Raw genomic sequence first — 13,200 nt, 5'->3', positions numbered from 1 at the left:
AATCATGTATAGCATTAATTATATTTGGTGATCATGTTGTTTTTTAAAATGATGATATTTTTACAATTTTTCTAAAAGACTATTCATCATATGAAGTTGATTGGGACAGAAGGTGCAAGACTCCGGTGGTTTCAGCTGGACAGGCGAGCTCCAGAAGGCTCACAGTCCGCCCCTTTGCAATGCGAGCATCCTGCAGCGCAAATCAATATCCTCAAATTTGCCTTTTACGAATTAAGGCTATCGGCGGAAACATTTCCCGGAAAATATCATATTTTGTCATTACTTATATTCCATATAGCCTTTTAAAAAGTCCAACAGCGATTGTTGTGCTTGAAACAATGATTTCTGATCCTTACTGGCACTGAATTTTTTCAGTTCATCAAAGGATTGCTTTAGCTGTGAACCCATCACCGCTATTTTTTTATTTGCTTTATCGACGCCATTTTTAAGCACGGGGTATTTTTCTTCCAGCTTATCCAATGAATCAGAATCGAGAGTGTTGCCCAAAGAAGCATTACCGGCTACTTGGCTTAATGACAAAAAAAGCTGACCAGAATCATTCAGAAACGCTTTTTCACTTTCTGATACCCCATCCACCGTTTTTGATGGAATTTCGATGGATTTTGCGTATACATCAATTTGATTATTTTTGAAATCGTTGCCCGCTTGTTTCGCATCCTCCACCGATCCAGCTACTCCTGCCAGTAAATAATATTTGCCATCCTGTTGAATCACGGCAGCCGGAAATCCTTTTGAATGTACCTCACTCGAAATGGATTCAGCAGAATCACCGTTTTCAAATACTCCTGCCTGGATAATCGGGACGGAGAATGCTTTCAGTACCATTGTTTGACCTGTGGCATCTTTAGGTTGTGAATCCGGTTGAGAAGTTTGCTCTCCTATACCTGCTGAACTTGCAGGGGTATCTTTACTCGTAAACAAATGCAGCATGACATATCCAAGCAGTAATCCCGTCAAAACTGCCAGCAAGATCGAAACCAGCATGGCAGGCGAGCCGGATTGCTTCTGCCTCGGGTTGATCCATGTTTTCTTCGTGACAGCCGGCACATAAGAAATTTGCTTAAATTCTTTTATTTCTTCCCCGTTCTGCGGCCCCTCGTCCGGCAGCACCCAATCAAATGATTCATCCTCTTCCAAAGCCTCTGCAGATGCTGCCGATTCCGTTTTGGCCTCCTTCCAATCATGCACGACCAGTTCTTCTTGAAACTGCTTTTCTTCCCCATTGATTTTTATCGTTATCGTTGCCTTGTCCTTTTTGGACTTGTCCAATTTCAACCCTCCCGCACGAAACATTTGCTTCATGCTACCATATAATGCAAAAAAAAGAACAAGACTTTTGTCGTCTTGTCGAGAAAGGTTTTCGTCAATTTTTTCAATTCGGCTGGAGGTCAGCGATTGTCAGGGTGGAAAAGGACACCGGTGTATTAGCAATGACTTGATCATCCTGTATTTCGGAGCAGAGGTTAAAGGTATCTCCGAATAAACAAACCGCGGTGACTTTACCATCTTCAATCGTCACATAGGAATCATTTTTCAACGGGTCTAAATTATTTTTTGTAAAAGGATCCTTGATCTCGTCGATGAACCCTAGATCATGCAAATTTTTGTAGGATAACTGCTGGACGAAGCGGGCAGAACCATCCAGTTCAGGCTCCTTCAAATAAAACTGTGCCGCGTTTTTTAGCGTATAAGCGTTTGCCACGAATGCTTGCTTCTTTGACGTCTCAATGACATTGTCAATCTGAACGATGGCAATGGAAGAAATGATGCCAAGGATCACGATGATGGCAAGCAATTCAACAAGCGTAAATCCATTTTGCCGTTTACCGTGATGACCAATATCAATTTGGTGCAGCATCTTCGGACACATCCGGACTTAAGGCGAATGGATTGTTTTTATTGGCAGGCAAGGGCGAATCGATCCCCGGAAGCTGCTTCGTCAAATCATCTATCCCAGGAAGATAAAATGCAGATACCACGAGACTGTATTCCATCAGTCCCGGTGCATCTTCCACCGTCTTGACCTCGGGCGGGCCCTGGAAGGAGATCTGCTCGACTTCCACAATCCGTTTCAAGCCTTCGAGCTCGGAAAGAAATTTTTTGAAATCCGTGTAGCTCTCCGTGTCGAGATCGATTTTGATCGTGATTTTTTGGAGGCCGTTCGGCAAAACCACTTCCTTGTTAGTTTGTGAATTTGAATTTGGCGTCGCTAGCGGGGTTTTCGGCGAGCTGTCTGAACTATCTTTTACTTGGTCATCATGAGATAATTTGGACGTATCGGCTTGTAATGTTTGTGAGATGTCGCCATCCGCAAATTCCAATGATTGAATTGTACTTTGTGATACAACTTCTGCTTTTTCCAAATCGAGCAATAGATTTTCTGTTGCTGATTTCACCGGCACCTTCATTTGAAGGGAAACGGTGCTTTCAAATGTGTTCTGCTTGATTTCGGAGACCTTTTGTTTGACGACTTTAATCAGTTTTCCTTCGGCTGAAAGTTCTTTTGTCCGAATTTCTACTTGATCATTCATCGGTTTAAGGAATAGAAAGTATACCCCAAACAAAATCACCCCTGAAACGATGATGGAGGAAGCAAGTAACGCCCACTCTTTTTTACTGAAAGATGTCAATTTTGTTCATCCCCTTCCACTTCAGAGGACTCATCTGATTCAGATTGAATGATAGATTTATTCAGCTTGATTTCATAGCTTGCGATATATCTCGGCAAGACATTATCTGCCCCAGCCGTGGCTGTTAGATTTGCAGACCCTTTATTTGTATCATCTATTTGAGAGGTGCTTAGCTTCATAATATTGGCATCACTTATCCAATCAGCTTTCTTAAGTCGATCCAAATAGTAGGCAGCCTGGCTTTCTGAGTCGAATTGAACCCTCAATGAAACGGTGCCGTCTTCAGCATATCCAAATTCGTTGAAAAAGCCCCTCTCCGGCAAAAGGGCAGTAAGCTTGTCCAACACAGGACCGGTTTTCACTGGATAGGATTCAGCCCATTTCACCGCTTGATCAAGCTGTTGAAAGCTGTCAGAGGTTTCGAACGTTTTGATGCGCTTCTGCATCGTAATTTCGATCTGCTTTTGCTCCTGTAATTTTGCATCAAGTGTTTTCAAATGCGCTTTCTGTGAATTTACTTGGAAGATTAATATTATACCGAATAAGATTGCTGCCGCTAAGATGCCCGCAATAAGATAGAGTGAAGTTCTCTTTTTCACTTTTTTTTCTGGAAGCAAGTTAATATCGATTAACATTAGAGCACCTCTTTTAATCCTAACCCTATTGCGGTATGGAACGTTATTGGCACTAATCCGCCCTCGCCTTCAAAGGCGGGTTGATCTAAAACAATATTAAGATTCAAACGATTCGTTAAATGGTCTTGGATTGCATGAAGATGCGGATGGTCGCCGGTAAGGATCATTTTTGTTACGCTTTGTTCACCTTTATGCAGGGAGTAACGGTAAAAATTCATGACCTTTTCAATTTCTTTGACCGTATCCTCAAGCAGAAAATCGATTGGCGCTTCGTTTCCCTCATCAAGCGTGCTTCTCAGGTTGTCTTCTGAGTTCATATGAATCGGACGTAAAAAAATAGGCCGATGCTCGTGAAAAATTGAAACCGTGAGCATTTTTGCACTAAATTTCAAAATCATTTCATGCTCTTTGGCTTCTGCCTTATCCTGATAATATAAAATCCGATACAGGGAAAGCGGGGAAATATCAGCGATGAACGGCTTTAATCCGACACCTTCCAACAACTCCCGGTATGATAGGATGATATCCTCCGGTGCAGCAATCAGCAGCACTTCCTTTTTCCCCTCACTGCTGCCAAGTACCACAATATCGAAAAGAGGATTTTCAAAAGGAAGGTGAATACTTGTCCCAATCTCCAGGAACAAATGGCTTTTAATTTCATCATCATGGATATCTTCAGAGATAAATATATTTTTCAAAATAATATATGTACTCGGAACGGTGAAACGAATCTGACGATTTTTGATCCCCCACTCTTCCACACACTCTTCCATGATCATCTCCAGAGTCTGCCGATCGATGATTTTCCCTTCTGATATTATCCCTTCAGGTAACCGCCTCTCACCAATGCCTTCAACTGTCAACGGCTCAGAAGCTTTAACATCAGCATAGCGTATGTATTCATCTGTCAGGACAAGGTTAGAGATTTTCTGTTTTTTCGAAAATAGTCCAAAAGCCATATAAGTATGCTCCTTTTACAAAATGAGAGAGAAATACCATCGTAGGATTTCATAATGAAAGAAATAGGCTGCAAGTGTCCCCGCTACAATATAAGGCCCAAATGGAATCGGCTTCTTCCTTTCAAAGATGCCGATTGCTAATCCGATGATACCGACAACCGCTCCGATTAGCGTAGCAAGGAAAAATGAAAGCAGCACCAGCTTCACCCCTAGGACGAAGCCAAGCAAAGCAAATAATTTTATATCCCCGCCGCCCATCGCTCCATTACTGACAATAGCAATGAGCAGGAGAAGGGCAAAAGCAACAACAGCTCCAACCAGTGAATCCCACCATGGACTCAAGGGCAGCAAAAGCCGCTCCACGATAAAAATGCCCCCAAATACAAGCAGGATTTTATCCGGGATAATCATATATTTGATATCAGATACGAAAATGATGATAAGCATGGAAACCAGCGTCAAGGCGATCAGCAGCTCCGGGGCAAGACCAAACACCTCATAGGAGTAAACAAACAAAAGGCCAGCAGCAAGTTCCATGAAAGGATAAAGAGGAGAGATGCACCCACTGCATTGTGAGCACTTCCCCCCTTGAATGACGTAAGATAAAACCGGTATCAATTCTATTGGTCTCAAAGTATGTCCGCAGTTCGGGCAGGCCGAACGCGGCTTTACGATCGATTTTTTTTCAGGCACCCGCAGGCCGACTACGTTGTAGAAGGAGCCTAGGAGAAGGCCGTAGAGGAATAAGATAATACCCATGATCTATAGTGTGATATCTGTCCTTTTCATAGTTTTCGGGTCTTTTGGTGCTACGTGAGTTGTTCCAGCTTTTCCTACCAATGTAACTGTATATGTGTAGCTTCCCGAAGTTCCACTGGCTGTATAAGTTACAATACTTTTAGCATCATCATAACCTGTACTATCTGATGGATCGTCTACTGTTTCTAAATACCCTTTACTTACTAATTCTGCCATGGTAAATTGACCAGCAGTAGCTCCTTTATCATTGGCGGTTATTGCCATTCTAGCCGCATCAACCATTTGCTGAGCGTTTGCTATATGAGCATCCTTCTTAGAGTTATTAATAATTCCACCGATGCTCGGAATCGCGATCGCAGCGATGATTCCCAAAATGACAACAACTGCCAAAAGCTCAATCAATGTCAAACCTCTTTGGTCTTTTAATCTTTGACCGATTTTCTTCAACATTTTCCAATTCCTCCTACGTTTCTTATTAATAATAAAATATTCTTAAGTTCATTATACTAGACAAATTACCTAAATAAAGAAATGTTTTGCTGAATTTTAGAAATTTTTGTAAAGTTATTTCAATAATTCTGTACTTGGTTAAATATATCGAACATCGGGACGAGGATCGATGTCACGATGGTGCCGACGATTGATGCCAGAAGGACGATCATGATTGGTTCGATCAACGATTTCAGCCTGTCCGTGGCATTTTCAACTTCCTTTTCATAGAAGTCGGCGACTTTACTCAGCATGGAATCGAGCGATCCCGTTTCTTCACCGATGGCGATCATTTGGCTGACCAATGGTGGGAAGGCCCAATGCCTCCTCATCGGCCCTGTCAAGGAGTGACCTGTTTCCAAAGCTTCCCGCGATTGCTTGATCACACCGGCGATCACTTCGTTCTCAACAATTTTCTCGACTATGGCCATTGCCTGAAGAATCGGGACCGAGCTTGAAAACAGTGAGCTCAGTGTCCGTGTCATTCTGGCAAGTACCGCTTTTTGCATCATTTTCCCGAAAATCGGCATGCGCAAAATTGCATAATCGATATAGTATTTTGTTTTCTTGTTGCCTTTTAACATCATAAATCCTAGCATGATTAACACCATGATCATGACTACTATATACCAGTAATGCTCCATGAAGCCGCTGGCGTTTATGACGAATTTTGTAATCCCCGGCAGTTCCCCGCCAAAATCCTTGAACATCGAGACAAAGGTCGGGACGACAGCGACAAGCAAGAAGATGATGACCCCGATGGCGATCACCCCGACAACTGCAGGATAAGCCATGGCGGAAATGATTTTTTGCTTCGTCGTATGCTGTTTTTCATAATGATTTGCAAGCCTGTCCAATGTTTCATCAAGGCTTCCGGTCGCCTCACCAGCTTTCAGCATATTGATCAGCAGCGGTTCAAAAACCTTTTTATGCTTTGAAAATGCGTCTGATAATGGATTCCCATCCTTCAATTCATTTTCTACCTCTGTCAAGATCCTGCTAAGAACTTTGCTTTCGGTCTGTGCAGAAAGAATATGCGTCGCTTCCACTACAGTCACACCTGCTTGCAGAAGTGTGGAAAATTGACGCAGAAATATCACCAAATGCTGAAGCTTTACCGGATTGCCGATATTAATATCCTTTGTCAAAAGCGTTTCGGGTATTTCTTCAATTTCAATGACCCTGATGCCTTGATTTTTGAGCTTGAGCATCGCTTCTTTCTTAGACAGCGCAGTAATCGTCCCTTTTTTGTCTCCTTCACGGCCTCTGCCTGTAAATTGATATCGCGCCATCAGACTGTACTCTCTTCCTGTATGTAAGCATAGGCTGATTCATTTGCAATGACCTCTGCTTCCACCAGTTCTTTTATCCTTGCTTCCATAGTATGCATCCCCAATCCTTTAGACGTCTGCATAATATTCTGTATTTGATGGACTTTTTCCGAACGAATTAAATTGGCTACTGCAGCATTATTGACAAGGAGCTCAGTGGCTGCCCGCCTGCCCTTTTTGTCAGCTGTCGGAAATAACCTCTGCGATAATATCGCGACAAGCACGGATGCCAATTGGATACGAATCTGCGCCTGCTGCTGAGGCGGAAAGACATCTACGATCCTCTCGATCGTAGACGGGGCACTTGAAGTATGAAGCGTACCAAGGACGAGATGCCCTGTCTCTGCTGCAGTGATTGCAGTATGAATCGTTTCTAAATCACGCATCTCCCCTACCAAAATGACATCTGGATCTTGCCTTAATGCACTCCTAAGACCCTGGGCAAAATCCCTCGTGTCGAATCCGATTTCCCTTTGGTCAATGATGCAAGAGCCATGTTTATGAAGATATTCTATTGGATCCTCCAACGTGATGATATGCTTTCTCGAAGTCGAGTTCATGAAATGGATCATGGAGGCGAGTGTAGTTGATTTTCCGCTCCCTGTTGGACCAGTTACCAAAAACAGACCCTGAGGCTTTTCCGTTAAACGTTTTAAAACAAGCGGGAGCTGCAGGTCATCAATCGATGGGATGGCGGTAGGAACTATACGAATCGCCAGGGAAATACAGGATCTTTGATGAAAAGCGTTTACCCGGAACCGTGAAACCCCTTGGATGCCATATGAGAAGTCCAGCTCACCGATATCCTTCAATTCATCCCACAGATGATTTGGAATGATGGACTTTGCCATGCCTTCGGTATCTTCGGGCTTCAATATGTCTTTCCCATATTTTTTTAAATCGCCATTGATACGAAATATTGGCTGCGAGCCGACGGTCAAATGAATGTCCGATGCTTTGAATTCATAGGCAGCCCTTAATAAATAATCAATTTTTTCTTTCATGCGTCCACCTACTCCGTCATTGCCACACGAAGAACTTCTTCGGTGGTGGTTATCAATTGTTTCACTTTAAGCAGGCCATCATCAATTAAGAAGATGGTTTTATGTTTGATGGCATATTCACGCAAATTCGAAAAAGATTCTCCATTTAAAATGATTTTTCTCATTTCATCATTCATTGAGAGTACTTCATGGATGGCGATTCGTCCTTTATACCCGGTCATACTGCAGGAAGAACACCCTTTTCCCCGGGCTACTTTTTCGATTTTCATTCCCCTTCTGGCGAAAATGTCAACTTCCCTTTTGGTAGGTGCTGAAACTTCTATGCAATCACGGCAAACCCTTCTTACAAGTCTCTGTGCCACGATTCCACTGAGTGAGGAAGCTACCAAAAATGGTTCAACTCCCATATCCAATAAGCGCGTAATGGTCCCGATTGAATCATTGGTATGGATGGTGCTTAACACCAAGTGTCCAGTCAATGAAGCACGGATAGCCACTTCGACCGTTTCGCGGTCACGAATTTCGCCAACCATGATGATATTTGGATCCTGGCGTAATATCGAGCGAAGCCCCTTAGCAAAGGTAAGGCCCACATTTGGGTTCACCTGGATTTGATTGATCCCCTCCAATTGATATTCCACGGGATCTTCGACCGTGATGATGTTAACTTCTTCGCTGTTCAACTGGTTCAATGCTGCATACAATGTCGACGATTTACCGGATCCAGTGGGACCCGTTATCAAGACGATGCCTGTGGGCTGATCGATCATATCCATGAATCTTTTTAAATTCAGCTTATTAAAGCCCAACTGTTTAATATCATTTAATGTACCACTCAGGTCTAGGATCCGCATGACTATTTTTTCGCCAAAGACTGTTGGCAGGGTGGAGACGCGCAAGTCGACCGGCCGGTACTCCAAATTAGTTTTGATTCTTCCATCCTGCGGAATCCTGAATTCGGTAATATCCAAGTTGGCCATAATTTTTATGCGAGCAATGAGTATGCTTTGCATATGCTTCGGGAATGTCCGCTCTGTCCTCAATACACCATCTATCCGATAACGCACCACGATCTTTGTTTCTTGAGGATCTAAATGGATATCGCTGGCCTTCAGCGTTACAGCATTCATGAGAATCTGATTGACCAGCCTGACAACAGGTGAATCTTGATCGGTGATATTTTGCTGGTCTCCCGGATCCTGATCAATTCGATCATTGACAAGTTCTTCGAAACCTTCCTCTTTGTCGTAATATTTATTGATCGCTTTTAGTATGTCATCCTTGGTGGCGATTGCCGTTTCAATTTGAAAGCCCGTTGACAGCCTTAAGTCTTCAATGGCATAAAAGTCCATCGGATCGGACATTGCGACAAAAAGTCGATCGCCTTCCTTCTTCAACGGAATCATGAGATTTCTTTTAGCTGTATCTTTTTGAATTAAATGAAATAAATTATTCTCAAATGGGTACCGGTATAAACTGATGTGTGGAATGCCAAGTTGAAATTCAAGTACTTCTATAAGCTGCTGTTCTGTGATCAAGCCTTTTTGCAGTAAGACATCACCGAGCTTCTGGCCTTTTTCTTTTTCATTCAATGATTCCTGAAGCTGTTCCTCGGAAATCATGCCTGTTTCAACTAATAAATCCCCAAGTCTCTTTCTTTCTTTTATCATCCCATCACCCTGCTTATCAGGTTATTTCACTTCAGAGCCATCTACATTTTCCCAATTATCATAAAGGCTGACATTCTTTGTATCATCGGTCCCATTTGTGGTTGAAGTATTAGATTGACTATTATCAGATCTTGAACCCTCTTCTCCATTAATTTGGGTATCATTGCCGGTTTGGTCATTATTTTGGGATATGCCTTCACCCTCATTCCCTTTGGACTGCTCCATTAAACTGTGGAGCTCGACTCGATATATCGGTGGATAGAAATCATCTGCAATTTTCTCTTCCTTCACCAGCTGGTTTTGTTTATCCAAGGACTGCCTGATGATTTGTATTCTCATCCCGGGTTTTCCCTCATTCAAGATCTTCTTGTCCCCATCATTCAACAGTGGACTAAATTGAATGATCGTTTTAGGCGGATAGGTTGCTTTGTCAGATAGTTTTACCTTGTATTTAAACAAGAACGGAGCGCCTTCCAAACTGGCTTCCACTTGCTTGCCTATGATATCGAAGTTTATTTTGTATTTGGTCTCATTAGGATTGATAACAATTAAATCTTGATTATTTTTCGGATTGACCATTGCTTCAAAGCCCAACTCAATGTTTTCGGGCAATTCACGACTTGTATTTTTTTCTATTACAGAAAAATTCGTTTGAAGTATCATTTTGTAAATCAATGATGAAAAGATGCTCAAGTTTGCACTCGATTCAATGGTATTTTTGTTCTCGGCCAAAAATTGATCAAATGAAAATTGGGACTTCCCTGGAATATCGATTTCTGGAAAGTCTTTGACAAACTGCTCAATCGCTGGTGTAATCTCCATATTTTCTGTACTCGTTTGAATCAATGGTTGTTGACCTTTTGATGCCTGAATGTAATCAGTTAATTCCACTGTTGTTTCACCGCTTTGCAGAACTGAAGCCATACCATTTAAATCGTTTGCCAATTTTACCAAATCAATATCGGATGGATCGATTTCTTTAAAAGCAGCTTGGATTTCATGCCGCAAAGAGGTCTTGTCCACTAATACGTACAAAGAAGCATGCTGTCCGTTTTTTAATTCTCCCAATGTCGTATCGATATCAAAATGAAATAATCCTGTATCCAGCAGCATTTCATTATTCAGCAAGCGCACCGAAATTTTTGAGTTTTTCTTCCATTGGCTTATCGCATTGGCCAAGGACTGATTTGCATCTGCAACAGATTCGCCTCCGATATTTACATCGTTGACAGTGGTATCAACACTGAATTTGTCATTATCCAGGACGAGCTTTTCATACGCCAATGCACCTATATTCGAAAAGCCAAAAATAAACCCGGTAAATAACAATAAGATCAACATCAATTTAACCAAACGACTATTTTTCATTTAGCCACCCCTCTTATGCTTCAATGCTCATTGTCAAATCAACAAATACAGACGGGCCGGCTTCCTGCGCGGATTGTATGTGCTCTTCACTAAGAATCGTTCCCCCTGGGATGACAACATCACCATTTGATTCTTGAATATCCTTCGTCACTTTCTTCCCAAGCAAGAGCTGAAATTGCCTTGATTTTATTTCTGCCAGCTGATCTTCTGGTGTAACTGCTTTCTCGGAAGCAGCTGCTGCTTCATCATGAGCATCGATTACCCCGTCATCAAGTTGACTGATATCTTTTTTCATATGATTGAGGGAGTCCTCTTTCACAATGATGATATCCTTCCCATATGTAAGGACAAACTCGGATTGGAGGATTACCATTTCATCTTTCACCTTTAATTCAAGTCCTAGGACTGAACCATTTTCATCGTCTACATAATACTCAGTAATTTCGCCGATCAACTGGCCTTTTCGTGTCATGACCCTCGTATCGTTAATTTTGATTTTTTTATTAACGAGCTGATTGGCAATCGGAATCTCATTCAGATCAATCACTGCATTTTCATTTTCAACCGTTACAGCGTATTCACCGATTCCCACAACTTTTTTGAAAGGAATCGCCTTCACGCTGACCTGCCAATCCTCATGTTCGATTGTTAGAAAGTCCACCGAACCTTTTTCTGGATTGATCACTAAGGATTTTACCCTTCCCAGCTCAACCCCTTCAGCAATATTTATTATTGGAAGTCTTTTAATTTCTGCACTTTTTTTCATTTTTTTCCACACCTATTCTCGTTTTTAGTTTCTTACACTTGGACGTATAAAGCTTTTGTAAAGTTCGATTTCTGCTACAATACCTGGGAACGCTTTAAATCGATCATGAATTTCATTTGCGTAAATAACCAATTTTTCTATATTTGCGGTTAAAATGTAATGTTCCATTAAAATTTTCGCAAATGAATAGTAATCTTTGTCTGGTAAACTCGGGTGCAAGTAGGCTAAGACCAATTCTTCAAATTGGTTCGGCGATAATTTTTTCTGATATTGAACCAGCTGCTCCCTCATCATTTGAAACATTTCCTTTTGAATACTCGGCTGTCCCCTTGTTAACTCTACTTTTGCTGTTTCATGTTTAATCTCTGGATCTTCTTCAACAGAAAGATTTTCTGGTTCGAGTTTTGATTCAACTGGAGCATTCACTTCGTCTACATAAATGACGCTTCCACCAAGTTCTTTTGAAGATGATTTTTCATGGGCGAGGCCATCCCTACTTTCAATAAAAGTTTCTTCTATATCGAGATCTTCTTCCTCGCCATCACTTTCTGACAAACTATCGGAATGCTCAAACGTTTCCACTTTATCGAACACATCACCATCGCCAATCAAAATTTCTTCTTCCACACTCAAATCATGTAATTCTTCGATAATTTCAACGAAGGAGTCACCTTGAATATGGGAATCGACTTCGTTTTGGGTTTGTTCAGATTTCATATGCATGGTGATTGGAAGCGCTTCGGATCCTTCCACACCTTCATCGAGCTCATGCAGCATCCTTTCAATCTCACTCAATTCTTCATCTTCGGCCGCATCAGAAGGAGTTTCAATAATGGCCTCCACTATTTCAACTTTCAAAGATTCGTCAGTCGATTTTTCAAGGTCACCAATTTCAAACCCATCGGCTAATTGCAACTCTTCCATGTCAGCATCTAACTTGATATCTTCTAATTCTTCTAATTCATCTTCCAACCATTCCAGCGATGCTAAAGTTTCTGCTTTTTCATTAATTGCGGTATCTGAACCATCATCTGTTAAATCTGCTTCTTCATCGTCTGAGTAAACAATGGATTCCTCATCTTCCAAGTCCATAGATTCATCTTCCAGCAAAATAGAATCTTCTCCGTCATCTTCAATGCCTTTTGCTTGTTTATATAAGGATACCAATGAGTCTTTTGATACATTTTTACTTACTCTATCTTCAGGTTCATTTTCATTGAAACTACCTTCATCAAACACAACCAATTGCTCATCATTTATGGCTGATGATAAAAACATATGATTATATCTACTCTCAACAATATAAGCAAGGAGTGCAGCCAGGATAATCAAGGCAGGAATAACGAACCATATCGAATATTGAATTGTAGCCAACAACCCTAAAGAAGTTAATAAAAATGAGAGCGCCACCAGCATCAATTTCCCTTTATTCGTTATATTGATTGGGATAATAAACACTATTGGAATCGCAATCAATAATGCCAATATTGAAAAAATAAAAACAACCACCCTTTCACCCCTTCCAAATTATGATAAAAATCTATGAAAAAATATTCACTTCAACGATA

General features: G+C 41.4%; 13 protein-coding genes. All 13 read right to left on the bottom strand.

The window, feature by feature from the left end; genetic code table 11:
- Nucleotides 1–279: 279 nt before the first annotated feature.
- Entirely contained in the window at nt 280–1,290 is a 1,011-nt protein-coding gene (locus D9X91_RS01315; protein ID WP_158598206.1) for an SPOR domain-containing protein, read from the bottom strand.
- Nucleotides 1,291–1,393: 103 nt separating this feature from the next.
- A complete protein-coding gene (locus D9X91_RS01310) occupies nt 1,394–1,879 on the bottom strand; it encodes a prepilin-type N-terminal cleavage/methylation domain-containing protein (protein ID WP_158598205.1) in 486 nt (161 codons plus the stop codon).
- Nucleotides 1,863–2,651, bottom strand: coding sequence for a hypothetical protein (locus D9X91_RS01305; RefSeq protein WP_121678744.1), 789 nt, complete (start codon nt 2,649–2,651; stop codon nt 1,863–1,865). The genes D9X91_RS01310 and D9X91_RS01305 overlap by 17 nt, the downstream gene beginning before the upstream one ends.
- Entirely contained in the window at nt 2,648–3,286 is a 639-nt protein-coding gene (locus D9X91_RS01300) for a PilN domain-containing protein (RefSeq protein ID WP_121678743.1), read from the bottom strand. The genes D9X91_RS01305 and D9X91_RS01300 overlap by 4 nt, the downstream gene beginning before the upstream one ends.
- Nucleotides 3,286–4,245: a type IV pilus biogenesis protein PilM gene (pilM, locus tag D9X91_RS01295; protein WP_121678742.1), complete on the bottom strand. Its 960-nt coding sequence runs from the start codon at nt 4,243–4,245 to the stop codon at nt 3,286–3,288. Before pilM ends, D9X91_RS01300 begins: the two co-directional genes overlap by 1 nt.
- Nucleotides 4,246–4,260: 15 nt before the next feature.
- Nucleotides 4,261–5,004, bottom strand: a complete 744-nt coding sequence (locus D9X91_RS01290; RefSeq protein WP_121678741.1) for a prepilin peptidase — start codon at nt 5,002–5,004, stop codon at nt 4,261–4,263.
- 3 nt (nt 5,005–5,007) lie between these two features.
- Nucleotides 5,008–5,454, bottom strand: a complete 447-nt coding sequence (locus tag D9X91_RS01285) for a type II secretion system protein (protein WP_121678740.1) — start codon at nt 5,452–5,454, stop codon at nt 5,008–5,010.
- Between the two features lie 119 nt (nt 5,455–5,573).
- Nucleotides 5,574–6,785 carry a type II secretion system F family protein gene (locus D9X91_RS01280; protein WP_121678739.1) on the bottom strand — a complete coding sequence of 404 codons (1,212 nt, stop codon included), beginning with the start codon at nt 6,783–6,785 and terminating at the stop codon, nt 5,574–5,576.
- Nucleotides 6,785–7,828 (bottom strand): type IV pilus twitching motility protein PilT, encoded by a 1,044-nt coding sequence (locus tag D9X91_RS01275; protein ID WP_121678738.1) that lies wholly within the window; start codon nt 7,826–7,828, stop codon nt 6,785–6,787. Before D9X91_RS01275 ends, D9X91_RS01280 begins: the two co-directional genes overlap by 1 nt.
- Nucleotides 7,829–7,836: 8 nt before the next feature.
- Nucleotides 7,837–9,498 carry a GspE/PulE family protein gene (locus tag D9X91_RS01270; RefSeq protein ID WP_121678737.1) on the bottom strand — a complete coding sequence of 554 codons (1,662 nt, stop codon included), beginning with the start codon at nt 9,496–9,498 and terminating at the stop codon, nt 7,837–7,839.
- A gap of 21 nt (nt 9,499–9,519) precedes the next feature.
- The gene (locus D9X91_RS01265; RefSeq protein WP_121678736.1) at nt 9,520–10,866 is read right to left on the bottom strand and encodes a VanW family protein; all 1,347 of its coding nucleotides are present in this window, start codon (nt 10,864–10,866) and stop codon (nt 9,520–9,522) included.
- 13 nt (nt 10,867–10,879) lie between these two features.
- Nucleotides 10,880–11,632 (bottom strand): PRC-barrel domain-containing protein, encoded by a 753-nt coding sequence (locus tag D9X91_RS01260; RefSeq protein WP_121678735.1) that lies wholly within the window; start codon nt 11,630–11,632, stop codon nt 10,880–10,882.
- A 24-nt stretch (nt 11,633–11,656) separates the two neighbouring features.
- Complete coding sequence (locus D9X91_RS01255; RefSeq protein WP_121678734.1) at nt 11,657–13,141, bottom strand: MPP10 family protein; 1,485 nt, start codon at nt 13,139–13,141, stop codon at nt 11,657–11,659.
- Nucleotides 13,142–13,200 lie beyond the last annotated feature (59 nt).

Source organism: Falsibacillus albus, from assembly GCF_003668575.1.
GTDB lineage: Bacteria > Bacillota > Bacilli > Bacillales > DSM-25281 > Falsibacillus > Falsibacillus albus.
The sequence above is the reverse complement of the archived record's forward strand: the minus strand, read 5'-3'. Positions and strand labels throughout refer to the sequence as shown.